General features: G+C 59.6%; 36 protein-coding genes. 18 read left to right on the plus strand and 18 right to left on the minus strand.

Features of this window, described 5'->3' with window-relative positions; translation table 11 throughout:
• Positions 1-3 precede the first annotated feature (3 nt).
• From C0V97_RS03975 to C0V97_RS18285, 14 genes are all read right to left on the minus strand, one after another.
• Entirely contained in the window at positions 4-1,230 is a 1,227-nt protein-coding gene (locus C0V97_RS03975; RefSeq protein ID WP_127100943.1) for a PBSX family phage terminase large subunit, read from the minus strand.
• Positions 1,211-1,657 carry a hypothetical protein gene (locus C0V97_RS03980; protein WP_127100945.1) on the minus strand — a complete coding sequence of 149 codons (447 nt, stop codon included), beginning with the start codon at positions 1,655-1,657 and terminating at the stop codon, positions 1,211-1,213. The genes C0V97_RS03975 and C0V97_RS03980 overlap by 20 nt, the downstream gene beginning before the upstream one ends.
• A 389-nt stretch (positions 1,658-2,046) precedes the next feature.
• Positions 2,047-2,595 (minus strand): hypothetical protein, encoded by a 549-nt coding sequence (locus tag C0V97_RS03985; RefSeq protein ID WP_127100946.1) that lies wholly within the window; start codon positions 2,593-2,595, stop codon positions 2,047-2,049.
• Between the two features lie 174 nt (positions 2,596-2,769).
• Positions 2,770-2,937 carry a hypothetical protein gene (locus tag C0V97_RS18275; protein WP_158625328.1) on the minus strand — a complete coding sequence of 56 codons (168 nt, stop codon included), beginning with the start codon at positions 2,935-2,937 and terminating at the stop codon, positions 2,770-2,772.
• 89 nt (positions 2,938-3,026) lie between these two features.
• On the minus strand, positions 3,027-3,185 hold the full coding sequence (locus C0V97_RS18280) for a hypothetical protein (RefSeq protein ID WP_158625329.1): 159 nt from the start codon (positions 3,183-3,185) through the stop codon (positions 3,027-3,029).
• Positions 3,182-3,589, minus strand: a complete 408-nt coding sequence (locus C0V97_RS03990; protein WP_127100948.1) for a hypothetical protein — start codon at positions 3,587-3,589, stop codon at positions 3,182-3,184. The genes C0V97_RS18280 and C0V97_RS03990 overlap by 4 nt, the downstream gene beginning before the upstream one ends.
• Before the next feature lie 2 nt (positions 3,590-3,591).
• Positions 3,592-3,840, minus strand: a complete 249-nt coding sequence (locus C0V97_RS03995; protein ID WP_127100950.1) for a hypothetical protein — start codon at positions 3,838-3,840, stop codon at positions 3,592-3,594.
• Positions 3,837-4,568: a hypothetical protein gene (locus tag C0V97_RS04000; RefSeq protein ID WP_127100952.1), complete on the minus strand. Its 732-nt coding sequence runs from the start codon at positions 4,566-4,568 to the stop codon at positions 3,837-3,839. The genes C0V97_RS03995 and C0V97_RS04000 overlap by 4 nt, the downstream gene beginning before the upstream one ends.
• Positions 4,565-5,509 (minus strand): DUF1376 domain-containing protein, encoded by a 945-nt coding sequence (locus tag C0V97_RS04005; protein WP_158625330.1) that lies wholly within the window; start codon positions 5,507-5,509, stop codon positions 4,565-4,567. The genes C0V97_RS04000 and C0V97_RS04005 overlap by 4 nt, the downstream gene beginning before the upstream one ends.
• Positions 5,506-5,928, minus strand: a complete 423-nt coding sequence (locus C0V97_RS04010; RefSeq protein ID WP_127100956.1) for a hypothetical protein — start codon at positions 5,926-5,928, stop codon at positions 5,506-5,508. Before C0V97_RS04010 ends, C0V97_RS04005 begins: the two co-directional genes overlap by 4 nt.
• Positions 5,929-5,931: 3 nt before the next feature.
• Positions 5,932-6,420, minus strand: a complete 489-nt coding sequence (locus C0V97_RS04015) for an HNH endonuclease signature motif containing protein (protein ID WP_158625331.1) — start codon at positions 6,418-6,420, stop codon at positions 5,932-5,934.
• 116 nt (positions 6,421-6,536) lie between these two features.
• Entirely contained in the window at positions 6,537-6,815 is a 279-nt protein-coding gene (locus tag C0V97_RS04020; protein WP_127100960.1) for a DUF2312 domain-containing protein, read from the minus strand.
• The gene (locus C0V97_RS04025; protein WP_233581957.1) at positions 6,808-7,026 is read right to left on the minus strand and encodes a hypothetical protein; all 219 of its coding nucleotides are present in this window, start codon (positions 7,024-7,026) and stop codon (positions 6,808-6,810) included. Before C0V97_RS04025 ends, C0V97_RS04020 begins: the two co-directional genes overlap by 8 nt.
• A gap of 109 nt (positions 7,027-7,135) precedes the next feature.
• On the minus strand, positions 7,136-7,465 hold the full coding sequence (locus C0V97_RS18285) for a hypothetical protein (protein ID WP_158625332.1): 330 nt from the start codon (positions 7,463-7,465) through the stop codon (positions 7,136-7,138).
• A gap of 132 nt (positions 7,466-7,597) precedes the next feature.
• Here C0V97_RS18285 and C0V97_RS04035 point away from each other — a divergent pair, with 132 nt between their 5' ends.
• Entirely contained in the window at positions 7,598-7,813 is a 216-nt protein-coding gene (locus C0V97_RS04035; RefSeq protein WP_062164660.1) for a hypothetical protein, read from the plus strand.
• A gap of 5 nt (positions 7,814-7,818) precedes the next feature.
• Here the strand turns inward: C0V97_RS04035 and C0V97_RS04040 are convergent, their stop codons facing one another.
• The 3 genes from C0V97_RS04040 to C0V97_RS04050 form a co-directional block, all read right to left on the minus strand.
• On the minus strand, positions 7,819-8,406 hold the full coding sequence (locus C0V97_RS04040; RefSeq protein WP_127100964.1) for a sigma factor-like helix-turn-helix DNA-binding protein: 588 nt from the start codon (positions 8,404-8,406) through the stop codon (positions 7,819-7,821).
• A gap of 100 nt (positions 8,407-8,506) precedes the next feature.
• The gene (locus C0V97_RS04045) at positions 8,507-8,998 is read right to left on the minus strand and encodes a hypothetical protein (protein WP_127100966.1); all 492 of its coding nucleotides are present in this window, start codon (positions 8,996-8,998) and stop codon (positions 8,507-8,509) included.
• 103 nt (positions 8,999-9,101) lie between these two features.
• Positions 9,102-9,338 carry a hypothetical protein gene (locus C0V97_RS04050; protein ID WP_127100968.1) on the minus strand — a complete coding sequence of 79 codons (237 nt, stop codon included), beginning with the start codon at positions 9,336-9,338 and terminating at the stop codon, positions 9,102-9,104.
• A gap of 29 nt (positions 9,339-9,367) precedes the next feature.
• Here C0V97_RS04050 and C0V97_RS04055 point away from each other — a divergent pair, with 29 nt between their 5' ends.
• From C0V97_RS04055 to C0V97_RS04115, 14 genes are all read left to right on the plus strand, one after another.
• Positions 9,368-10,126: a LexA family transcriptional regulator gene (locus C0V97_RS04055; protein WP_233581961.1), complete on the plus strand. Its 759-nt coding sequence runs from the start codon at positions 9,368-9,370 to the stop codon at positions 10,124-10,126.
• 134 nt (positions 10,127-10,260) lie between these two features.
• Positions 10,261-10,470: a hypothetical protein gene (locus C0V97_RS04060; RefSeq protein ID WP_127100972.1), complete on the plus strand. Its 210-nt coding sequence runs from the start codon at positions 10,261-10,263 to the stop codon at positions 10,468-10,470.
• Entirely contained in the window at positions 10,467-10,658 is a 192-nt protein-coding gene (locus C0V97_RS04065; protein ID WP_127100974.1) for a hypothetical protein, read from the plus strand. Before C0V97_RS04060 ends, C0V97_RS04065 begins: the two co-directional genes overlap by 4 nt.
• Before the next feature lie 80 nt (positions 10,659-10,738).
• Positions 10,739-11,017: a hypothetical protein gene (locus C0V97_RS04070; protein WP_127100976.1), complete on the plus strand. Its 279-nt coding sequence runs from the start codon at positions 10,739-10,741 to the stop codon at positions 11,015-11,017.
• Positions 11,017-11,250 (plus strand): hypothetical protein, encoded by a 234-nt coding sequence (locus C0V97_RS04075; RefSeq protein ID WP_127100978.1) that lies wholly within the window; start codon positions 11,017-11,019, stop codon positions 11,248-11,250. The genes C0V97_RS04070 and C0V97_RS04075 overlap by 1 nt, the downstream gene beginning before the upstream one ends.
• Before the next feature lie 169 nt (positions 11,251-11,419).
• Positions 11,420-11,782, plus strand: a complete 363-nt coding sequence (locus C0V97_RS04080; RefSeq protein ID WP_127100980.1) for a hypothetical protein — start codon at positions 11,420-11,422, stop codon at positions 11,780-11,782.
• Positions 11,779-12,714, plus strand: a complete 936-nt coding sequence (locus C0V97_RS04085; protein WP_127100982.1) for a YqaJ viral recombinase family protein — start codon at positions 11,779-11,781, stop codon at positions 12,712-12,714. Before C0V97_RS04080 ends, C0V97_RS04085 begins: the two co-directional genes overlap by 4 nt.
• The gene (locus tag C0V97_RS04090) at positions 12,711-13,496 is read left to right on the plus strand and encodes a recombinase RecT (RefSeq protein WP_127100984.1); all 786 of its coding nucleotides are present in this window, start codon (positions 12,711-12,713) and stop codon (positions 13,494-13,496) included. Before C0V97_RS04085 ends, C0V97_RS04090 begins: the two co-directional genes overlap by 4 nt.
• Positions 13,493-14,083, plus strand: a complete 591-nt coding sequence (locus tag C0V97_RS04095; protein ID WP_233581958.1) for a 3'-5' exonuclease — start codon at positions 13,493-13,495, stop codon at positions 14,081-14,083. Before C0V97_RS04090 ends, C0V97_RS04095 begins: the two co-directional genes overlap by 4 nt.
• Positions 14,080-14,277: a hypothetical protein gene (locus C0V97_RS04100; protein WP_127100986.1), complete on the plus strand. Its 198-nt coding sequence runs from the start codon at positions 14,080-14,082 to the stop codon at positions 14,275-14,277. The genes C0V97_RS04095 and C0V97_RS04100 overlap by 4 nt, the downstream gene beginning before the upstream one ends.
• Before the next feature lie 178 nt (positions 14,278-14,455).
• Positions 14,456-15,052, plus strand: a complete 597-nt coding sequence (locus C0V97_RS04105; protein ID WP_127100988.1) for a hypothetical protein — start codon at positions 14,456-14,458, stop codon at positions 15,050-15,052.
• 291 nt (positions 15,053-15,343) lie between these two features.
• Positions 15,344-15,598, plus strand: a complete 255-nt coding sequence (locus tag C0V97_RS04110) for a helix-turn-helix transcriptional regulator (protein ID WP_127100990.1) — start codon at positions 15,344-15,346, stop codon at positions 15,596-15,598.
• Complete coding sequence (locus tag C0V97_RS18865; RefSeq protein WP_336985090.1) at positions 15,595-15,888, plus strand: helix-turn-helix domain-containing protein; 294 nt, start codon at positions 15,595-15,597, stop codon at positions 15,886-15,888. The genes C0V97_RS04110 and C0V97_RS18865 overlap by 4 nt, the downstream gene beginning before the upstream one ends.
• Positions 15,771-16,823, plus strand: a complete 1,053-nt coding sequence (locus C0V97_RS04115) for a site-specific integrase (RefSeq protein WP_158625333.1) — start codon at positions 15,771-15,773, stop codon at positions 16,821-16,823. The genes C0V97_RS18865 and C0V97_RS04115 overlap by 118 nt, the downstream gene beginning before the upstream one ends.
• 233 nt (positions 16,824-17,056) lie before the next feature.
• On the opposite strand, the gene C0V97_RS04120 is transcribed toward C0V97_RS04115, so the two are convergent.
• A complete protein-coding gene (locus C0V97_RS04120; RefSeq protein WP_127100994.1) occupies positions 17,057-17,776 on the minus strand; it encodes a dihydrofolate reductase family protein in 720 nt (239 codons plus the stop codon).
• 280 nt (positions 17,777-18,056) lie between these two features.
• Here C0V97_RS04120 and C0V97_RS04125 point away from each other — a divergent pair, with 280 nt between their 5' ends.
• From C0V97_RS04125 to C0V97_RS04135, 3 genes are read left to right on the plus strand one after another with little or no spacing between them, the layout of a single operon-like run.
• The gene (locus C0V97_RS04125) at positions 18,057-19,043 is read left to right on the plus strand and encodes an iron ABC transporter permease (RefSeq protein ID WP_127100995.1); all 987 of its coding nucleotides are present in this window, start codon (positions 18,057-18,059) and stop codon (positions 19,041-19,043) included.
• A gap of 1 nt (position 19,044) precedes the next feature.
• Positions 19,045-19,812, plus strand: a complete 768-nt coding sequence (locus C0V97_RS04130) for an ABC transporter ATP-binding protein (RefSeq protein ID WP_127100997.1) — start codon at positions 19,045-19,047, stop codon at positions 19,810-19,812.
• A gap of 3 nt (positions 19,813-19,815) precedes the next feature.
• Entirely contained in the window at positions 19,816-20,820 is a 1,005-nt protein-coding gene (locus C0V97_RS04135; protein ID WP_127100999.1) for an ABC transporter substrate-binding protein, read from the plus strand.
• The last annotated feature ends 1 nt before the right edge of the window (position 20,821 follow it).

Below are 20,821 nucleotides of genomic sequence, written 5' to 3' on the forward strand. Positions count from 1 at the left end.
GGCCTATCGTCTGCGGTTGGGTAGGGCGTTGAATGCGGAGAAATCGGGTGCCTTGCGGCGGTTCTGGATCAGCGGCGACAGGGCGTAGCGCAGGGCATCAATCCCATGGTTCCATTTGTCTTCGAGCTTAGGCAGAATCAGGCGCGCATCTCGTGGATCGACCTTGTAGGAATACATGCGGAATTCCTTGGCGATCTGTTCGCATCGTGGATGCACCACGATCTTACGGAACGCCTTGATGCGCTCGATACCGTCCTCGACGCTGCCTTTCCATTTCTCGGCTGGCATGATGCGAAAACGATGCCGGTTTGCCATGTAGCTGATCGTCTCTGGCCTCGCGCAGTCAGCGAGGATGGGCCAGTCACGCGAGCCGGGCACTCGATCAAACAGGGCAGGCAGCTCGTCCATCTCGACGCCCAGGCCGAACGCCTCTTGGTCGATGTAGAGCACGTCATCATCGATGAACGCTCGGATGAGCGCCGTTGGATCTTGTGAAAAGCCCCAGTCGGCCCCGAAATAGAAACGGGCGTCGTCTGGCGTCTCGAATTCCTCGAACGAAACACGGTGACGGAAGACCACCGCCTCGCTGATTGTCCTGCACTCGCCTTCCCAGACATGCTCGTAGGCCTCCGGGTCGTGCCTGAGCAGAAGTTGCCGTTCGGCGTTCAGTTCGGGCGGAAACCACGGGTTATCCTGCCAGCCGACCTTGCGGACCAGGGCGCCGTCTTCGTCCTGCAGCATCAGCATAAGCCGGTGCATGGGGTCGTCGTCGTGCTCCGGGTTGTAGGTAAACCACAGTTCGGACCCGGCCTTTCGGATGGTCGGGATCAGGATATCGAGCGACGACTGGCTGACAGTCTGGCCTTCCTCTACCCAGCAGATATCAACGCCTTCAGTCGATTTGATGCCTTGGATATTGCGGGCCAGACCCTTGAACAGGAATTCCGCACCCGCCTTGGACGAGATGCTTGTTTCCTGCACCTTGAACCATGGAGTCAGGCCCAGAGCTTCGATCTGGTCGGCCAAGAGCCGCTTGACCGAATCATTGATCGAGTTCTGAAACTCACGCACGCATAGAACCCGGATCGGTCGGGTCGCAGCCAGTGCCACAAGAACACGCGCAACGGTCCAGGATTTGGAAGAGCCGCGCCCGCCGTACCAGACCCGATAACGATACCCGCGCCCGAAATCACCGAACGCAGGCGGGATTTCAATTCTCGTCTGGCTCATCTCTTGATTGGAAAGGCGCAATCACCAGCGTCGGCATCTGCAACGGCGCTCCATCCACCCCCGTCAGTTCCTGCGTCACCCTGTCGCCATAGACCTTGGGCGCGCGCTTGCTCATGACCCATTGCATCGTGGTGATATGGACTTTCCTAGCCGCCGCATCCTCAGGAGTAGCGCCCCGTGCCGCGTCAATAATTTCGTCTTCAAAGGCCTCTGCCGCACGCGCGCGAGCGCGCGCATACTTGCTGCGGAAATCTTCATTCGTCGGCGCTTCAAGCCACTCGAAAACGGTGCGCTGTCCAGGCATTCCAGGATCGCGGCAGATCTGCCGCAAGCTTTCGCCGTCCATTATCCGGTCGCAAATCTTATCGGCAATTGCCGCCGAATATGACGAGGGCCGCCCGGCTACCTTCTCCGAGCGCTTGGCCATCCGTTTTCCTTCGCCTGTATCTGCATTTCACGCGCCACGAATGACGCTACCTGATCGGCAACAATGAGCGCCACTTTTCCAACGCGCTCTTGCCGGTCTGCCATTCTGATAACCTCGGGCGCGCATCTGACGACGCATTCACCACGAATGCCCAAGCGGAAAGCCTGCGCCCAATGCAGCGGCATGTCCGATCTGTGATGGTTCGGAGGATCTGCAAGGATCATGCACCCTGCAGCGTCATCGCCCTTGAAAGCGACAACAATAAACCGGGCATCATTTACGCGCAGCACGTCGCCCCTCTCCAATCGAACCGACTGAGGAAGCATGACGAACCGCGCAATTTTGGAATTCTAGCGAGAATTAGCACGCAGTTTGGTCAAGGTACAGCGTTAATTGCGAACCACTTCCGCGAGCCGTTTCTGTTCCGCTACTGCGGCGCGATAGATGGACGGCAGCAAGTTGAGCAGCATCACGGCGCGTTGTCGGATCGCCTTGCCGCCCGGCGTTCCCTTGATGTGGGGAACGAGATCGCGGGCCATCTCGCTGAATGAGTGTTCGGCAATGAGGAGGCGAACGAGGAAGTGGTGAGTGTCAGCCCCGAGACTGTCACGGATGAGCGCAATACGGTGGCCGCCATGGGCGCGGTTGAGCCCAAAGGTGATGGCATCGCCCTTCACATAATCATCGGGCATCGGGTCGCGCATGAAATCCGCATATCCAAAATTCGCATATTGGTAGTCGTCGATCCAACGTTCTGCGACTGTTTCGCTTTCGGAACTCAACTCGCCTGATTCACGCAACGAGAGCAGGGCGCGGACTTTTTTCCTGCTCCCCACCGCCCCCGAATAATCCGGTTTCGCCATCCGCTCGATGGTTGCGACGAGCCCCGTTTCATGCCTCGGAGCCGAGGGGCGTCTGACCGCTTTCGGCTTCGCCATTTGAGCAACAGTTTCGTGGATTTTCTGGGCTGTCGTCATACCCCGATTATCGCCAACCCCGCCCTCTAGGTACACGGAAAAATTGTTTCCCGGCAGGTCGAATCACTCAGTCCGGGTCTTGGCTGGCGAGCGTGTCGGCTAGGTCGTGCCGGGTGGGGAAGGGAAGGCGGGTCATCATTCCGCGAGTTTTGTTCGCTTGAGCACCGCAGCCTCGGCTGCGTGGAAATCGTTTGCCCCGATGCGTGATGCCATCAACAAGCGCGGAGATTTTTTCACGCTATACCCAAAGCGCCAGAACCATTCCCAGTCCTGTTCGGAATACTCCCCTTTGCCCAGATCCATGCGAGCGAATTTATATCCGCTTTCTCTCGCTCGCCTGATTGCTGCTCCACGCTTTCCGAGGTGGTGTCTTTCCCTAGACTTCAAGGCCATCAAACCCCCTCCCCACGAGAAACCCATGCTCCCAGCACGAAGCCCCAAGCGGCCAGCAAGCAGCCTAGCCCTGCGGGAGCGAGGCCGCCCACCACCCCAATGGCGAGATCGAGGAAGGCGGCCATACCGAATGCGCACCACATGTGGGAATTGTTCATCGTTCTGCACCCCCACCAGAGGCGCGACCGCGCGCCATTTTCCACAGGACGGCGATCGAGGCGCAGAAAGCCACAAAAGCTGGTCCATAGATCACCGACAGGTCCGACCCATGGGAGAGGATCAAACAGGCGGCGACCGATGCGACGACGAGAAGGCAGAGCGAGAGGGTTCTGAACTCCATCCAATACAGAGCCCATTTCCGCTCCGTACAGCCCGGTCCAATTCCCGACACTGAGTTTGTCGTCTCACGCTTCACACCGCCCTCAGCGCCCAACCTCGATGCTCTCAGAGCCTGTTGATCCACAGGCCGAGCCGCAAGGTGCGTCCGGTCGATGCGCTTGTCCCATGGAACGCTGAGATCGATCATGTCCGCGCCGAGGGTGCGTTTCGTCGTTTCGCTCATGGTCAGGCCACCCGTGCGAGCAAAACCAAACCGACAACAGCCGATGGGATTCCGAACCACACCGCGGCTACAGTTAGAACGCCGGAAATTCCGCCATCACCGAGGTAAGCGGCAAGCCCAGCGAACACGAGAGAGATCAACCAACCCGCTGCGGCGAGAACGCCGATGATCTTATCTTCATCCATGCCCGATCCTACCACACCGCGAATCCCGTTTGTACCGAAATCACCCGGATTTGCTGGGTTTTTCATGCTGTGGCCCTCTGTCTGGGAGGCTCGGGATTGGCAGCCATTCCGGCGCTCGCAATCGCGTCTTGCACGAGGCCAAGATGCTCAGGAGCCCGGTTCTTCACTGCTGCCTGGATGGCCCGAAGCATGACGGCTTTGAACGGATGGTCTCGCAAAGCGCGGAGCGTGCTCGTGAGTTGTCGCGTATCGTGCCAGTCGTGCCCGGTGCCGCGATCCTCTGCCAGCTTGCCCGTGATGCGCTGGTAGGCGTCGGGGGCATAGCGCCGGATCATGCTCAGGCCGTTACGCTTGCGAGCGACCTTGGCGCGCTCATCGGCGATCTTCTCATCGCCCTGCGTCCAGCCCATGTCCTCGTTCCGGCGCCAGAACCGCATCCAGTTCTCGTCGCTCGGGGAAAGGGGTGCGCTGTCACCGGGCCCAGCGATGCGGGGATGCTGCCGGTTCTCCATCTGGACCCGCTTGATGGCCCAGTGTTCCTGGAGCTTTGACGCAAGCACCGAGAACGCAGGCCACCACTCGCAGCCTTCCGCGACGTAGTGCAGCGCGTCGAAGTTGAAAGCCGCGTCTGGGAGATCGGTGCGGAGCAGCATCTCGGCATATTCCGCGACCATGGCCCCGCGCTCCTGCGGTGTCATCTGCCCCTGGTGCCGGACCATGCGGGCGAGGCGGGTGAGCCACGTCGCAATGGCCTTCGCGGCCTGTGGCCGATCGGTTGCAATCAGTTCGCTCATAGGCCCAAGGCCCTTTCGTGGTCTCGGAGCGCGGCGTCGATATCGACCTCATCGAGCCCCCAGTTCGTTTCCAGTTGGCGGAAGTCGCTTGCGGTTCGGTGGCGGATTGACCCGGCGATGAATGCCTGCGGCTCGGCTGGCCGCGTGTCGGCTGCATGGGCGATGATGTCGTTCAGCATCGCGCAATCGTCGCCACAGTCGCGCAGCCATTTCCCGATCAGCGTTCGGACCTTTGCCCCCGGTATCCCGGTCATGGCGTGAACGGTCGCGACCCCAGTTCGGAAAAGCGCGGTTCGGGCATCGAGCGGAGGATCAGGGGGGATGACAGCGACAGTCTGCTTTTCAGCGACGGGCGAAGCCGCGTCACATGAACGTAGTGAATGTGTATTACTGTCCCTGTCCCTGTCACGCCGCGCGGCGCGTTGTACGAAGGCGTTTCGTTCCTCGGTTTGATATGCGCTTGAAACGCGTTTCACTTCCGTTTCATCGGCCTCGGTGTCATCCGCATGAGATGCGTTTCGCTCCTGATTTCGGCGCATTTCACGCCACTGTTTCAGGCGCTCTTTGTCGTCATTCCGGCGCTTGCTCTTGCGTAGCCTTTCCTCATATGAATCAATGGCTTCAGCGCAGATCATGGGGTGATAAAGGCGCCCGTCGGAGCACTCGATAAAGCCGTGCAGAGCGCGTTCTTTTACGTCCTGCCAAGCCTCGATATCGCGCCCGAAATCGGCCAATGTCGCGAGTGCTCGATCACTGTTCGGCAGGCTTCCGGCGGGAACTTGGTTCCATGCTGCCCACCACAAACGCAGACCAGCACGGAATTCATCCGCGCTTGCCTCGGTGTAAAACTCGCTCGCGAATAGCTTGTGACCGAAAAGCGGCATAAATTCGTAGCCACGTAGGTCGCAATATTCGGGCGTCAGGGGTTCTGGTTTGCTCATCCCACCACCTCGCGAATGGTCACGACCGTGCGCTGTTCGGCGCGCTTGCATTTGATGCCGATCACCTGGATTTCGGCGTACTGCGGCGCGTCATCGACAATGAAGCCAAGGCCGCGCTTGTTCCGAACGACCCGCTTGGCATCTGCCTTTTTCTGGTTGAGCAGGCGCGGCGTCGTCAGGCTGTCGATCAGGAACTTTGCGCCGCCCTGAAGGCCGTCATTGTCCGGCGAGCCCACGGAGTACCGCTCAATCACGACATGCGCCTTGCTGAACGGCTCAGGAGGCCGCAGGCCAGCCGACGCCATGGCGACAGACCGGGCCATCTTCCGGCGCATGTTGGTGAGCGAAAATCGGCTCTCACCGATGCTGTGATTAAGCAGCGGGAAGGGCGCGGGGAGCGTGAAGGTTATTTCTCGCATGGCTCACATCCCCTTCTCGAAAATCGAGTAATCGGAGCCGCGGCTGTTCCATATTCTTCCGACCTTTATGGCGGAGATTGTCACCGGCGAAACGCCGTATTTCTCGGCAAGACGGATGCCTTTTTGCCCGGAAGCTAAGGCTTGGCGAATTTCTTTTACGTCTGCGTAGGACAGGATATTGCCGGAGACTCGTTCGCCAAAAGTGTGACGCCCTTTTGCCTGCTTATCTTTGTTGTTCTCCGCCGCAGAGCCGAGAAAAAGATGCGATGGGTTGCAGCACGGCGGCCGATCGCATCTGTGACACACATGAAGTCCTTTTTCTGGAGCTCCGTTGTGCAAAATCCAGGATAGTCTGCTCGCCCATATTGGCCGATTGTGAAAGTTCGCTATTCCATAGCCCCTACCGCAACGTCGCCCCTGCCAGTCCCAGCATGAATCGGGTCCGCCCGAGGTATCTAGGCGAGGAAGGAAGGTGTGAAGATTGGTAGTCATGCACTGTATCCCGCAATACTGCGGGCGGCTCATTTTCCTGCACCGCCAGTCGAATGCGGTCCGCTTCATGGTCGCAGTTTTCCCGCATCCCTTGCAGAGATAATGGACAAAATCCGTCATTTCCCCACTCCTAATGCGCGCAGATATGTGTCGAGTAAGTGCTCAGCCTCGGCTACGTCCTTCGGATCAGCATTCATGATGCGAATGACCTGCTTGATCGTCTTGGGGCAGTAACCTGCGCTCTTGGCCTCGGACATGATATCCTTCTGGTCGCCGCGCAGGGCCTTCACCTCTTCCTCAAGCCGGATATGTCGCTCGATAATAGAGCGCAGACGGTCGGCAGCCACCCCGCCTTCTTGAGCGCGGAAATTATGATCGTTCGGAAACTCAGACATTCTGGCCTCGCATCGGAATGGCAATTTTCTGGACGGCAAAACCGAGCGCGTTGGCCATGCTCTCGGGCATGTCGCGCTTTTTGCTCAGGACCTCAGAAACGGTTGATTTCGGGAAACCATGACGGTCAGACCAGCGAGATAGGCTTCCTTCCATTTCGATCTGGTCGGCCAGGTAATTTCGCAGTTTTGCGAACGGGAGCGCCTGGGTCATTTCTGCAGCTCCTTCCGGGCTGCATCGAGCGCACGCTTGTAGCGATCGACCTCAGACAGCGCCCAAGCCTCGAACAAATCCCAATCTTTCCAGACGACCTGCAGGAATGTCAGACGAAAGGAAGGTGGGGGGCCTGCATGTCGGCCAAGTCCGAACCTTCCGATTTTGATTTTAAACCAGGGCATTTCTCTTGCTCCCGCGCCGCACGGCGCTCAGCGACGAGGCGTTCAACCTCGTCCGCTATGGATGAACACGAGGCCATCAGTTCGATCAGTGCTTCCGCATCGGGAGCATTGGCGCCTGACAGCCAATTCTTTGCGGCCCGTGGCGTCTTGTTCGCAGCACGAGCCAGGTATTCGGCTGCAGACCGGAAAGGGCGGAACTCGCGCGCTATGGCCTGCAGGAGTGAATCTCGAATTGAGAGGGCTGCAGCACTCATTGGCCGCGCACTCGCCGGAAAAGACCGATTTCGGTCCATTTGAGACTGAAATAGGTCCGAGAGAGACCGATTATTTCCCATGTTTTTCCTCCATCATCTGCCTTGTCACCGGCAGTTTGAGGGAGTTCAGAGTTGGACGACGACACCACCACCCACGAGCACGACAAGCCACTGGTCGAGGCAGATGCGAGAAGGTTCACGCAGCGGTTGGATACGCCCGTGATCGCTCTCGACATCATGCGCGCCGCCCGGCTCTGGTCGGTGCTGCACCCGCACGCTACGGGCCAGACGCGGCAACGTCTGGTCGAGCAGTTTGCGGCTGCGGTGGGGGTCGTGGTCGTCATTTGATGGGGTCAGAGGGCGCGCATGTTCTGCGTCAGTTTCAGGGCTTCGAAATAGGGAATTCCAAGCCCGAGCGCGCCCCAGCTTACATCAGACCCGGCTGGCTCTGGCCCCCTTGTGTTAAGGGTGGAGGCAGGGACCGCTACAGGGAGCCGCGGCTGCCCAGGCGCCGGAACCTCGCGCTTCTTCGCCTGGTTGACCTTTGCGGAAACAGCCTTGACCGAGATGCCGCAGCGCGCAGCGATCTCGCTGTACGACAGGCCATCCCGGAAAAGCGCAAGCATCTCCTCCGGAGACGTGCTGCACGGGTCATTGGCAGCAGGAATGCGCGCGTTGAGGAGGCCGTGCTTGATTGCAGCATTGAGGAGGCTCGACTGTTTCCGCCCGATCTCCTTTGCGGCCGCATTCTGCGATGTCCCCTTATTCACGAGCGCGAGGAAGCGCTCAGCCTCATCCTTCGTCACCATGCGATCGCCGGACATTTTCTGCGCAGAGCAGAACGCCCGGCAGAACCGGCGCTTCTGCCAGCTCCATTTCGTGATGTGATCCTCGCGTATGATGAGAGCGCCGCAATAGGCGCAGGGCTTCGTATCGCTCACTTCTGGCCTCCCTTGCGCTCGAGACGGCTTGCGATGCTCTGCAGATCGAGCGCGGAGACGGTGCCAGTCAGAGAAAACGGGGGGTTGGGGGCTGGGGCGCTCATGACTTTACCTCGAAGCGGCGAGCGATATGAGCGTCAAACACGGACACGCTTGCCGCGTGCTTCAGCGGCAGAGCATCATCGGTGCGCGAGGGAGTCGGAAGCTCCCCCGCGCTTTCACCATCTGCAAAACCAGAGGATGAATCCTCATGAGCGAACTTCCCGCCACGAGAGAGGCCCTTATCTGGCGCCTTGCTATTTCGATTGCTGAGGCCGAAGGAAAATATGCGGTCGATCATTTTTACGACTGTGATCGAAGCTACATTTCTGAAGTCTTTTCCCACGCCAAGGAACTTGTGGATGGGCAAAGAAGAAAAGGCCCAACTGAGCAAATTGCGGAGGCGCAGCGGGGTAACCCTGCGGGATGGATGGGTCGTTAGCCATCTATCCATGGCGGAGGCACAAAGAAGCGTCTCCGTCAGCCCCTCGTGGGTTACCTCATGAATCTTGCAAGCGCACTGCAAGGCAGCGATGCGAGTGGAGATGCTCATGACCGTTCCTCCGAGCTTGCAGCCCGCGCCACGCCGGACGCCCAGACGAGCAGGCGGATGGCTGCGCAGGCGGGAATGATGATTTCGAGGAAGTGCAGGAGGCTCATGGGCGGGCCTCCGTAGGGGTGCGTTCGGGGATCGGCTTCGCCATGAACTGACGAACTCGTTCCTCCGTGCGCACGAGCAGCGATCCCCCGTTGCGAAGGCGCGCTACAAAATAGCTGTCGCTCGCGGCCAGCCGCCCGAACGTCGTCTCCGCGATACCGCGGCGGCGAACGTATTCCTCAATCTCTTGGATGAGTTTGGAATTGTTGTTCATGAGGGGAAGATAGTGTGACACATCACACCTCGTCAACAAGAAAAGGTGTGATGCATCGCATCTGCCGGTATGATCTCTCACATGGGATAATGTCATCCATGGAAAGACACCCAGTTGCTGACGAAATCGAAAAACGGATGAAGGAGAAGGGAACCAGTCCCAAAAGGCTGGCGCTCGATGCTGGCCTTGGCGCGACCTACGTACGTGACATCTTGGCGGGCAACTCTCTCGATCCTAAAGCTGGCAAGCTTAGCCGGATTGCCGCCGTGCTAGGATGCACCCTTGAAGATCTGCTTCCTTCCTCGGGCCCGGTGAAGTCAGGGCTCCAACCTGTCATGACCGAGCAAATCGTGGTGCGCGGGCAAGTTCAGGCGGGCGTGTGGCGAGACGCGCTTGAGTGGCCCCCGTCTGATTTCTACACGATAACCGCTCCGATGAATCCTATGTACGCCTCACTGCCTCGTTATGCACTCGAGGTGCGTGGTGCTTCGATGGATCGCATCTTCCCTGATGGTTCGGTGGTCGTGGTGATAAACTTCGGTGATCTCGGGCGTAGGCCGCAGACGGGTGAGCTTGTCGTTGCTGTGCAGCGGTCTGCTCTAACTGAAGAGTTCGAAGCTACGGTCAAGGCTTACCAGGAACGCGAGGACGGGACGATTGTGCTGTGGCCGCAAAGCTCCGATCCCGAATTTGCGACTGCTATCACCATATTGCCATCTGAGCAGGTCCATGAGGTCGGATCTCCCGATGTGACCATTCTTGGTCTCGTCGTCGCCAGCTATCGCCCGAACCCCCGCGTCACGTTCTGAGCCGCAAGAAAGAAGTGCTTGGCGGAGGCCGAGCATTTTTTTTGCACAATAGGTGTGACAGGTCATACTTTTCTATTGACGTGGTGTGACGCATCACACTAACATCCCCCCATCACCACCGATGGGGAAGCCAGATGGCAAACTTCATAAGACTGATGACCCGAACAACAATCCCGGGCCACCACTACGTCAACATTCAGCATATTGCCGAGTTCTTCGCAAAAGGTTCTGGCGCTCATGTCATCCTCATGAGTCAAAACGCTGAAGGATGTGAGAGTTACTTCGTCAATGAAACCCCCGATCAGATCCTTGCCCTGATCGCCGAAGCGCAGGGGGCGAAGTGATGGGCGACGATAAAGCCAGCGCCTTCGATGATGCATTCGAAGAGGCCGAACGAGACGAATACGAGAGCGTATCGATCGACCGCGCAAAACACACTCGCTCCTATCTGGAAGACCTCGTGAGCGAAGACGAAGAGATCGCCTCGTTCACTGTCGCCGAGATCATCGAGCACCTGAACCGCTGTCTCTGACCCTGCTTGACGCGACCCCGGTACGCCGGGGCCGAACAAGCCGGGTTTCCGGCCAGTGTTTCCAGTGATGGAGAGAGAAGATGGCATATCCAGACGGAATGCAGTTTCGGAGCAGCGATACCCGCAGCCCGTATTATCGCGCCAGTGCGATGAGCAACTATCAGGCGGCGGTCAGCCAGGATGCGGAGATCGCCGAGGAAATCCGCGAACTGATCACGCGCACAGAGCAGCAGGTGAACGCCAAGCTGTCCCGCGTGAATGACCGGGGCGCGTTCGATACGGACGAGCTCGATTGCCTGTTCTGTCGCCTTGGTGAGGCGCTGCCGAACCGTGCCGTTCTCGAGCAGAGGGCAGGGTGATGGGCAACGGGATTTACGCGCCGTTCCTGATGGACGTGCATGACAGGCTCATGGCCTCCGCCGAACTGCACATCAAAGCCGCAGAGGCTTTGCAAGAGACTGACAAAGACGCAGCCGAGACCCTGATACGCCAAGCGTACGGAGACCGATCTGCGGCCAAGTCGTTGCGCTGGTCGGTGGAGAGCTTCGGGGTAACGGCAAGCATCCCTGTGGTGCAGGGGGCCGCACAATGACGCCCGCACAGCAGAAAGCCGAGCACGCAGAAATGGCGCTCGCATACCTTCGCAACGCTGCATGGGGCCTGAACAGAACCCCGCACGCAGCCCGACTGATCGGTGATTGGGAGCGCGTGAAGAATGGCGCTGCGACGATGATTATTCCGGCAATGAAGGAGACGCGCTCATGAGCGGGAAGTGGACGCCGGGGCCTTGGAAGGTCGAGTGTTTGGGTGGCAGCTCAACAGTTCTGAGTGCCACGCGGCCGCGATACAATAATACTCGCTCGCCGAGCTATGGATATATAGGTGAGGGTGGCCCATTCTGCATTGCGTCCGTGTTCTGCGATCGTCACGGGCCAAGACTCGATTTCGTTGCGTTTTCTCATGACGACGCCCGCCTTATCGCCCAGTCACCAGAACTCGCTGATGTTCTGGAAGCGATGGTCGAACGCTTCGGGCATGACATTTTCACGATGCCCCCGGAGGACCGCGATCTTCTGACGCGCGCCGCTGCCGTGCTTGCCAAGGCGAAGGGAGAGGGGGCGTGAGCGAAGTCCTCACAATCACCGGCGAGGAATGGCACGCCCTGCGCGCAAGGCATGTCGGAGGCTCCGAGATCGCAGCCCTGTTCGACGCGCAGCCTGATTACGCACTGGGCCTGCATGGACTCTGGCTCGTCAAATCCGGTCGCGCACCCGCTCCGGAAGTCGATAATCCGCGCACGCGCTGGGGCACCCGCCTGGAAGAGGCAATCGCGTATGGTTGCGCCGAACAGGAAGGCTGGAAGATCCGCAAAGGTGGCCACTTCACCGATCTGTCGTGTCGCGGGCTGGGTGCTACGCTCGATTTTGTCATTGAGGGCGGCGAGGAAGGGCGATCCACACCGGGCGCTCTTGAGATCAAGAACGTCGATTACCGAGTGCATAAGCAGTCATGGGTCGATGGTGAGCCGCCACTGCATATCCTGCTGCAGCTTCAGCACCAGCTTGCCTGCTCGGGATTTACCTGGGGAGCAGTCGGCGAATTGATCGGCGGGAATGACCTGCGCATTTATCGCTATGAGGCGCGTCCGAAGCTGATTGCCAAAATCCGGCAAAAGGTCGCAGCATTCTGGAAATCGATAGATGAGGGCAATGAGCCGCCCGTCGATAATTCGACCCAGACGGGAGCGATCCTTCGCGCCATGAATTCGCCCGTTCGCGACGAGATTGCGGACATGGAAGGCGACAACGAACTGCCGGAGATCTGCTCTGGCCTGCTCCACGCAGCGGCCAAGCGCAAGGAGATCGAACGCGAAGAGCAGGGCTTCAAAAATCGCCTGATTGAGAAGCTGGGCACGGCCAAGAAGGCCAGGAGCCAAGGCTTTTTCATCAGCACCATAGTCACACCAGAAAAGGCGCCGCGCGCTGCCCTGCCGGGAGAAATGATCCCGGGCCGGAAGGAAGCGCGCCGCTACGAGATCAAGGAAGCAAACGCATGAGCAATGCCCTCGCAACCCCCACTGAGAAGCTGCGTACCCAGATTACGAGCATGACGGGCGAGTTTCGCAACGCGCTTCCGTCGCACATCAAGCCTGAGAAATTTCAGCGCGTCGTGATGACCGTTGTGCAGCAAAATCAGGGGTTGATGAACGCCGACCGCAAATCTTTGCTCGCATCGTGCCTGAAGTGTGCGGCGGACGGACTGATCCCAGATGGGCGCGAAGCCGCGCTCGTGATGTTTGGGCAGCAGGTCCAGTATATGCCGATGCTGGCCGGTATTCAGAAGCGCATCCGCAACAGCGGTGAGATCGCGAGCATTCAGGCACATGTCATCTATGAGAACGATCACTTCGTCTGGCACCAGGGCGTAGATGCGAGCATCGAACACCGTCCGCTTTTTCCCGGCGATCGCGGAAAGGCAATCGGTGCCTATGCTGTCGCCAAGTTCAAGGACGGCAGTGACCCGCAGTTCGAGGTCATGGATGTAGCCGCGATCGAAAAGGTTCGCGCAGTCAGCCGCGCCGGCAAGAGCGGGCCCTGGGTTCAGTGGTGGGACGAGATGGCCCGCAAGACGGTGTTTCGTCGTCTCTCCAAGTGGTTGCCGATGGATACCGAGGCCGAGGACCTTATGCGCCGGGACGACGAGAACGACGCACAGGATGTCGCTGCGCCGACGATCCGGGTTGAGGCGGAAGCGCCTTCCAAGCTCGACGCGCTCGAGCGTGATGACGATGGAGTTGTACTCGAGGAAACCCGCGAATTGGAAGGATCAGCAGCGTGAGTATCCTCTTCTTCGACACCGAAACCACGGGGCTGCCGAACTATGGCCTCCCCACCAACCACGAGGACCAGCCGCATGTCGTACAGCTTGCGGCCATCCTGACGGATGAGCGAGGCGAAGAGCAGGCGCAGTTGAGCGTCATTATCAAGCCTGACGGCTGGGTGATCCCTGACGGCGCGGCTAGGGTGCATGGCATCACGACAGAGAAGGCGAGCCGATACGGTATCCGCGAAGTGGTCGCAGCCGGGGCGATGTATGATCTGTGCTGCGCTGCCGATACGATCGTAGCGCACAACATCAAGTTTGACCGGCAGATTGTCGGCACGATGTTTGCGCGCGCTGGGCGTGGTTGGAAGCTGCCCGAGCGGCAAGCCTGCACGATGATGAACGCCTCACCGATCGTGAACCTGCCCCCGACCGAGCGAATGATTGCTGCAGGGTATGGCGACAAGCCCAAAGCGCCGAGCTTGGCTGAGTGTATCCGCCATTTCTATGGCGAAGAACTGGACGGCGCTCATGACGCGCTGGTCGATGTGCGGGCCTGCAAGCGGATCTATTTCGAAATGCTCGAACAGGTGCCCGCATGACCGCCGCAGCCTTTCGCAAGATAGAGCGTGGCCTGCTCGAAGCGTTGAATATCGCACAGGTAGGCGACGGGGAAATAGCGGATCGCCTGACGAAAGAGCAGGCGGCACAGGATGCAATTCGCGCCCGGATAGCGGCGCAGGGACAAAGGCATGAGGCCGTGAAGGGCCGGAGCGCAGGGGAGAGACGGGGATGAACAGAACGACGATTGCGACAGCCGTTGCGGAGGCAAAGCGGTTTATCGAGCGCGCAGACGGCTTGATCGAAAAGAGCGATGACAAGTGGTTGAACGATTGCCCGAAGGAGCGTGGCGCTACACGCCGGGCATCAATGGATCTGACGCGTGCCCTTGCTGACATGCGGAGGTCTGAGGGATGACCCACGAACAGAAGCCGGAGAGCGCGGAGTTTCGGACACGGGAGGCGCAGAGGCGGCACATCGCCCAGTCTTGGGCAGACGAGGGAATGAGCTACGCCCTAGCGTATGAATGGGCGAACAGAGAGTTGAGGGAAGCCGAGGCCCGAGGCGCGGCAGAGCAGCGCCGGAAGGACGCGGAGGGGGCAAATCCAACAGCATGGATCATCGCTCAAGGGTTTTATGTGCCGTTTGTCACCTTGGATGCGGGCCTGCTCCGGGGTAAGCCCCATTCCGTCATCACGCCTCTATACGACCGCCCCGCCAACGTCACCGCGCTTGAGGCTCGGGTGAAGGAGTTGGAGGGGGAGGTAGAGCGGCTGAAGAAGCCGGAGTTCTACTCGGTCGAAGATCAGGAAACCGGCTGGTGTGACCTCGAATCTCTCATGGAGAGTCTCGACGGAGACGTTCCCTACTTCGAGCCGGTCGAGATTGATTGCTTCCGAAGTGTGCCCAAGATTTGGGCGTTTTATGACGGCAACACGGTTCATGAATTTGCAACCGAAGACGAAGCCAGAACGGCTTCAGCCGCAGCCATCCGCGAGGGAGGCGAGTGATGCGGGCAGGATACGAAGCGTGGGTGACGCGAGGTTACGGAGGTGATGGGAAATCGCTCTCGCTATCTAAGGCTCGCCTTGGGGAGTTCATGGCCGCCTTGATCAAGTTCGGCGGTGATATTCATGGCATATTTTCGATGCATCGGACCTATCCCAGAGCATATGTGCAAGCGTCTATCTCCCTGCCTGTCGGAATGTCGGAGAAATTCACGGAAGAGACGGGCTTTGCGCTGCAACGTCCGCCGACCTTCAACGTGGGACCAGATAGAAGCCGAAAGGGAGGGCAACGCCATGACTGACCCCACCCCCTTTAACCGCCTCCTGGGCGAGCGGGTACGGCGGATGATCGTCGCACAAGGCCGGTCTCAGGAGAGCGTGGCCGTCGAGGCCAGAATTTCCACGAGTACGCTCGGCTTTCTGATCAAGGGCCAGAACAGCACGATCAACACGGTTCTGAGCGTCATGGCCGCACTCAAGGCCCCGCCTGAGGTCATGGCGGCGATCTATGCCGATTTTGTGGAGCATCGGAAGGAGAGGGTAGAATGAGAAAAGACACATCTCCAGAATACACCGGTGTACGCGCACTCGCGACAAAATGGGCGTGCTCAACGGCGAAGATCTACCGGATGATCAATTCCGGCGATCTGCCCGCAACCCGCATCAGAACCATGATCCGCATTCCCCTGGCCGCAATTCACGAGATCGAAAACCAGACCGCATGTCCGAAGCAGGAAAGCCCCGCCTCTGTCGCGTCTCAGGGCGAGACACATGGCACATCTATCACCAGCGCAAACGCATCTCTACGGGCTGCACGGATCGCGCGTCGGCTGAACTAGTCCTTGCCCGGTATGCTGCTGAGCTATCGCGGCCCACGACAAGGGCCGTCAGTGTCACTGAAATTCTATCCCTCTATCTTCAAGATCGTCGCGAAGCCCTCAAGCCGGGGGCCGAGCGTCTTGGCTGGGCGCATAAGCCGGTGTCTGCATGGTTTGGTGAGAAGCCACCCGAGGCTGTGACTGACCGGGAATGCCGCGCCTATGCTCAGAAGCGTATGGAATCCGGTATAGCCGCCAGTACGGCGCGGACAGAGATGCAGGCGCTTCGGGCGGCGTTGCGGTGGGCGGCGGCGCAAAAGATCATCGCCGAATGTCCGAATGTCCCTCTGCCCTCCCGCAGCCCCCCGAAAGAACGCTGGCTGACGCGGGATGAGGCGCATGCACTCATTGACGGCTGCGAGGCGTTTCATATCCGGCTGTTCGTGATCCTGGCTCTTGGCACCGGCGCGCGTGTTTCAGCATTACTCGAGCTGCCATGGTCGCGGGTCGATATGGATCGGCGAATCATCGACTTGCGCGATCCGGGCAAAGCGCGAACGGCGAAGGGACGGGCGCGTGTTCCGATCAATGACGGCCTGCTTGCCACCTTGCAGGAAGCTCACGCCATCAGGGAAACGGATTGGGTAATCGAATGGGCCGGAGATCGCGTCGCGTCCGTGAAGCGAGGCTTCAGGGCTGCGACGATTCGCGCCGGTTTGGAAGGGGTAACGCCTCACACCTTACGACACACGGCAGCGACATGGATGGCGCAGGCTGGCGTTCCTCTATGGGAGATCGCCGGATTCCTCGGGCATTCGAACACGGCCATGGTCGAAGAAACCTACGCGCATCACTCGCCTGGGCATCTCAAAGGCGCCTCAAGGGTTTTGGACATGACCTTACTGCAACAGTTCCCGGTTGAGCGCGTGAACACAAGCATTCGTAAACGCCAGTAAACACGCGACGAAAGCTGTGCCTAACTCTGTGGGCCAAATGAGCTAAATGATTGAAGATAAACAACAGGGTTCAGTGTTCGGGACGCAGGGGCCGGAGGTTCGAATCCTCTCACTCCGACCAGATCTTGCTTCAAGATCAGGTCTTTTCAGCGCCGCAATCGGCAATAGCATGCGATTATTAGCGGCGCCTTTCTGCATGAAAAATATCGTCCGTGGGGCAATCTTATTGTCGTTCAGGGTGGACTGTTTACGCTGTAACGTAGCCAGACGACCCCATCGTTTCGGGTTTCCACGTGATCGAGGCGCAGGCTCACGCCTTGAGCCGGCTGTGTCGTGGCGGAGCCGCTGTAATCGAAGACACTGGCAATGCCAGCCTGTCCATCGAGACCGGGATAGATCAGCAGGCTGATCGCATCGACCAGTCCTGCTTCCAGAAATGCCCCATTGATCCGCCCACCGCCTTCGAGCAGAAGCCGCCGACGCCCGAAATCGCGATGAAGGGCGCGCATCGCGGCAGGCAGGTCGTGACCGTCCTCCCCGGCAAAGCAATAGGACACCCCCACCCCACGCAGATGCTCCAGATAGGCATCGGCCACGCTCTCGCCCAGAATGGCCACGACGGGATCTCCATCCAGATCGGCGCGCTCATGACGAAGCTTGCCGGAAGGATCGATCAGGATCGCCAGTTTTTTCTCGAATGCCGCGGCGATATGGGACATTCGGGGCAGCAGGCGCGCCCCCTGGGGCATCGGATCGTCCGTTTTGAGAAAATGGGCCGAGGCTGTGGTTCGGCCGATGATCCATCCATCTGCGTCGAAGCTTTCTTCCAAGGCGAAATACTGGTTGACCAGCGTGTCGCGCGCCTGACCGTCAGCCGGAAGCGTCCATCGGTCAGTGTCGATCCGTCCATCGATGCTGCTCATCATATGGCAGAGAATATGGGGGCGGTTCATGCCAGACCTCTTTCTTCGACACGTGTTCCTGCGGCATGAGCGTGGAAAAAGCTTCTTCCCGCGTCATTCCTGCCGTTCAGAACCTAGACCGGTGGTGAGCGCGCGATTAGTGGGCGCCTTCTATAAGGCGTTATGCCTGCGTTTCATGAAACTTCTTTTTCAGCGCGGCGATGCTGTTCCCTGTCCGGCATTCAGACCGTCCGCTGCTTTGGCTCTCGCCAAGACGGCCAAGGCCCTCTATCGCTGGAACGAGGTCTGAGGGGCGGAAGGACAGGAGCGCGTGAGTCATCGGGTCTATCTGCTCGCGGCGCTTATAGGGCTCGGCATTCTGTGCTGCGCAAGCCTGATGATTGGCCGTTATCCCGTCTCGTTTTCTGCCCTGTTCCAATTCTGCCTCGGGCAGGGAAATGCCTCGACGCATCTGGTTCTGACCCAGGCAAGGATGCCGCGGATTATCGGCGCTATCGTGATCGGGGCGGCACTCTCCGTATCGGGTGGCGCGTTTCAGGCCGTGTTTCGTAATCCGCTGGTCTCACCCGATCTGCTGGGCGTGCTCAGCGGGGCGGCTTTCGGGGCGGCTGGAGCCATCCTGCTTCATGCCACCGGCCCATTCATCGGGCTGGCAAGTTTCTGCGGCGGATGCTGTGCCGTGGCCTGCGGTTTTGCCATTGCCCGTCTGGTCGGACAGGCGGGGGTGCTACCTCTCCTGCTGGGCGGCCTGATCAGCAGTGCGCTGTTCACCGCGCTGCTTTCCCTGCTCAAATACGTGGCCGATCCCTATGAACAGTTACCCGCCATCATCTACTGGTTGCTGGGCAGTCTGGCCCGTACGAGCTGGGCAGAACTGGCGGTGGTCGTGCCCATGCTCTGCCTTGGCATGGCACTTCTCTGGATGGGGGCACGGGTGCTCGACACGCTCTCCCTGAGCGATGATGAGGCGCGGAGCCTCGGTCTGCCGGTGGGCGTATTGCGTATGGTCGTCCTGGTGCTCGCGACGTCCCTCGGAGCCCTGACGGTTTCCATGGCGGGAATCATCGGCTGGGTCGGGTTGATTATCCCTCATATGGCACGGATCATGGTGGGTCCCTCTCATCGCATTCTGTTGCCTCTTGCGGCTCTGCTCGGGGCATCCTGCCTGCTTCTCGCCGATACGGCCTCGCGGAGCCTTTCCGCCTCCGAGATACCGCTCGGTATGATGACCGAGCTTTTCGGGGCATTGGGCTTCATTCTGGTGCTCAGGCAGCTCCGCCGCGAGGGGCGTCTATAGGATGCCCCATCTGAGGCTCGAAAAACTGAGTTTCACCCGTCAGGGAAGGGTCATCCTGCGGGATCTGTCGCTCTCTTTCGCAGAGGGCCAATTGGTTTGCCTGATGGGCGCAAACGGGGCGGGGAAGACCACGCTGCTGCGCCTGATTCTCGGGCTCCTGCGGGCGAGTGACGGAGGGATCACGCTTGACGGGCGTGCAGTACATGATTTCGGGCGGCGTGATCTCGCACGCATCCTGGCTTATGTCCCGCAGAACCGCGAAACCCCGCCGCCTTACAGCGTCGGACAGATCGTGGCGATGGGGCGTCTGCCCTATACGGGGCTCATGCGGGAAAGTCGGCCTGACGACCAGGGCATTGTGACGCGCATCCTGATGCAGCTCGGGCTGGATGCGCTGCGCGACCGACCCTGCACATCCCTTTCGGGCGGGGAATATCAGCGCGTGCTCCTGGCGCGCGCCCTCGTGCAGGAAACACCGATCCTTGTGCTGGATGAGCCGCTTTCTGGGCTGGATTTCGGTCATCAGATCCGGCTCATGGTCCTGCTCGGGGCTCTGGGGAAGGCAGGGAGGCTGATCCTGATGACAGCGCACCAGCCCGATCTGGTCTATCGCTATGCCACGCATGTGGTGCTGCTCGAGCAGGGCCGGGTTCTCGCACAGGGCACACCCGACACCATTCTGGAGGCGAGGCGTCTCAGCACGTTCTATGATGTCTCGCTCACCCATCATGATATCGGAGAGGCGCGTTTCTTTGCGGGGGAGAGCTAAATCATGACCCTTTTTTCCAAAGGGCGTTCTGCCCTGCTCTGTGCTGTCCTGGCGTCTGGGGCTTGCGGGATCATCCCGGCGCAGTCCGCTCCCACGAAGGCTGCACCCGTACGCATCGTCGATGGCTGGTACGCCCATAATGCCACGCTCATCATGCTGGGTGCGGTCGACAGGATCGTCGGCAGTGTGGTCACACCTGCCCGTTTCCCCTGGATGATTTGCGTGGCGCCGTCCCTGAGACAGGCGCGGATATTCGACAGCATGGCGCTCAATGCCGAGGCGGTTCTGGCACTTCATCCCGATCTGGTTTTCGTCACGCGCGATTCCGGGGTGGCCCCCTCACTCGAGGCTGTGGGACTGGATGTTGCCCCTGTAGGGTTTACCGATTTCGGGGGGATGCTGAGAACGATCGATGACACCGCGTCGCGGCTCGGCACGAAACTGGCGAGAGAACAGGCCGCATCCTATCGCGCCGATTTCGAAAAAGTTCTGGCTCGAGGGGCGCGCGCGCCCGCAGCTTCACGGCACCGTATCCTGCATATCGCGTCGCTCGACCCCCTGACGGTCGATGGCGATCGCAGTATCGTGGATGAATGGATACGCGATGCCGGCGGCGTCAATGCGGCCCAGAATGTGCATGGCAACAAGCGCCCTGTTTCCATGGAGCAGATCCTGAGCTGGAACCCTGAGATAATTATCCTGGGGGCCAATGCCGGATCGACGGACGTATTGAGCGGAGACCCCCTCTGGTCCCGTCTGTCGGCGGTACAGGGTCATCGTGTCTTTCGCAATCCTTCAGGGGTATTCAACTGGGATCGCTACAGCCCTGAACTCATGCTGCAACTGATCTGGGCGCGTCGGATCATCCGCGACGGTCATATCGACCGGGGCGCGATGATCACTCAGATCCAGAGCTTCTACGAGAAATTCTACCGCCACCCGATCGATGAGAACGAAGCGGCGCGTATTCTGGATGCGCGTCCGCCTGAGGCCGAAAAATGCCATTGAG

The sequence above is a fragment of the Asaia sp. W19 genome (assembly GCF_003994335.1).
In the GTDB taxonomy this organism is placed as follows: Bacteria; Pseudomonadota; Alphaproteobacteria; order Acetobacterales; family Acetobacteraceae; genus Asaia.

Excerpts from the sequence above, each read along its gene's own strand:
- C0V97_RS03975 (WP_127100943.1), bottom strand. The coding sequence starts at position 1,230 with ATGAGCCAGACGAGAATTGAAATCCCGCCTGCGTTCGGTGATTTCGGG.
- C0V97_RS03980 (WP_127100945.1), bottom strand. The coding sequence starts at position 1,657 with ATGGCCAAGCGCTCGGAGAAGGTAGCCGGGCGGCCCTCGTCATATTCG.
- C0V97_RS03985 (WP_127100946.1), bottom strand. The coding sequence starts at position 2,595 with ATGGCGAAGCCGAAAGCGGTCAGACGCCCCTCGGCTCCGAGGCATGAA.
- C0V97_RS18275 (WP_158625328.1), bottom strand. The coding sequence starts at position 2,937 with ATGGATCTGGGCAAAGGGGAGTATTCCGAACAGGACTGGGAATGGTTC.
- C0V97_RS18280 (WP_158625329.1), bottom strand. The coding sequence starts at position 3,185 with ATGAACAATTCCCACATGTGGTGCGCATTCGGTATGGCCGCCTTCCTC.
- C0V97_RS03990 (WP_127100948.1), bottom strand. The coding sequence starts at position 3,589 with ATGAGCGAAACGACGAAACGCACCCTCGGCGCGGACATGATCGATCTC.
- C0V97_RS03995 (WP_127100950.1), bottom strand. The coding sequence starts at position 3,840 with ATGAAAAACCCAGCAAATCCGGGTGATTTCGGTACAAACGGGATTCGC.
- C0V97_RS04000 (WP_127100952.1), bottom strand. The coding sequence starts at position 4,568 with ATGAGCGAACTGATTGCAACCGATCGGCCACAGGCCGCGAAGGCCATT.
- C0V97_RS04005 (WP_158625330.1), bottom strand. The coding sequence starts at position 5,509 with ATGAGCAAACCAGAACCCCTGACGCCCGAATATTGCGACCTACGTGGC.
- C0V97_RS04010 (WP_127100956.1), bottom strand. The coding sequence starts at position 5,928 with ATGCGAGAAATAACCTTCACGCTCCCCGCGCCCTTCCCGCTGCTTAAT.
- C0V97_RS04015 (WP_158625331.1), bottom strand. The coding sequence starts at position 6,420 with ATGACTACCAATCTTCACACCTTCCTTCCTCGCCTAGATACCTCGGGC.
- C0V97_RS04020 (WP_127100960.1), bottom strand. The coding sequence starts at position 6,815 with ATGTCTGAGTTTCCGAACGATCATAATTTCCGCGCTCAAGAAGGCGGG.
- C0V97_RS04025 (WP_233581957.1), bottom strand. The coding sequence starts at position 7,026 with ATGACCCAGGCGCTCCCGTTCGCAAAACTGCGAAATTACCTGGCCGAC.
- C0V97_RS18285 (WP_158625332.1), bottom strand. The coding sequence starts at position 7,465 with ATGAGTGCTGCAGCCCTCTCAATTCGAGATTCACTCCTGCAGGCCATA.
- C0V97_RS04045 (WP_127100966.1), bottom strand. The coding sequence starts at position 8,998 with ATGAGCATCTCCACTCGCATCGCTGCCTTGCAGTGCGCTTGCAAGATT.
- C0V97_RS04055 (WP_233581961.1), top strand. The coding sequence starts at position 9,368 with ATGCATCGCATCTGCCGGTATGATCTCTCACATGGGATAATGTCATCC.
- C0V97_RS04060 (WP_127100972.1), top strand. The coding sequence starts at position 10,261 with ATGGCAAACTTCATAAGACTGATGACCCGAACAACAATCCCGGGCCAC.
- C0V97_RS04070 (WP_127100976.1), top strand. The coding sequence starts at position 10,739 with ATGGCATATCCAGACGGAATGCAGTTTCGGAGCAGCGATACCCGCAGC.
- C0V97_RS04075 (WP_127100978.1), top strand. The coding sequence starts at position 11,017 with ATGGGCAACGGGATTTACGCGCCGTTCCTGATGGACGTGCATGACAGG.
- C0V97_RS04080 (WP_127100980.1), top strand. The coding sequence starts at position 11,420 with ATGAGCGGGAAGTGGACGCCGGGGCCTTGGAAGGTCGAGTGTTTGGGT.
- C0V97_RS04090 (WP_127100984.1), top strand. The coding sequence starts at position 12,711 with ATGAGCAATGCCCTCGCAACCCCCACTGAGAAGCTGCGTACCCAGATT.
- C0V97_RS04100 (WP_127100986.1), top strand. The coding sequence starts at position 14,080 with ATGACCGCCGCAGCCTTTCGCAAGATAGAGCGTGGCCTGCTCGAAGCG.
- C0V97_RS04105 (WP_127100988.1), top strand. The coding sequence starts at position 14,456 with ATGACCCACGAACAGAAGCCGGAGAGCGCGGAGTTTCGGACACGGGAG.
- C0V97_RS04110 (WP_127100990.1), top strand. The coding sequence starts at position 15,344 with ATGACTGACCCCACCCCCTTTAACCGCCTCCTGGGCGAGCGGGTACGG.
- C0V97_RS18865 (WP_336985090.1), top strand. The coding sequence starts at position 15,595 with ATGAGAAAAGACACATCTCCAGAATACACCGGTGTACGCGCACTCGCG.
- C0V97_RS04115 (WP_158625333.1), top strand. The coding sequence starts at position 15,771 with ATGTCCGAAGCAGGAAAGCCCCGCCTCTGTCGCGTCTCAGGGCGAGAC.
- C0V97_RS04120 (WP_127100994.1), bottom strand. The coding sequence starts at position 17,776 with ATGAACCGCCCCCATATTCTCTGCCATATGATGAGCAGCATCGATGGA.
- C0V97_RS04130 (WP_127100997.1), top strand. The coding sequence starts at position 19,045 with ATGCCCCATCTGAGGCTCGAAAAACTGAGTTTCACCCGTCAGGGAAGG.
- C0V97_RS04135 (WP_127100999.1), top strand. The coding sequence starts at position 19,816 with ATGACCCTTTTTTCCAAAGGGCGTTCTGCCCTGCTCTGTGCTGTCCTG.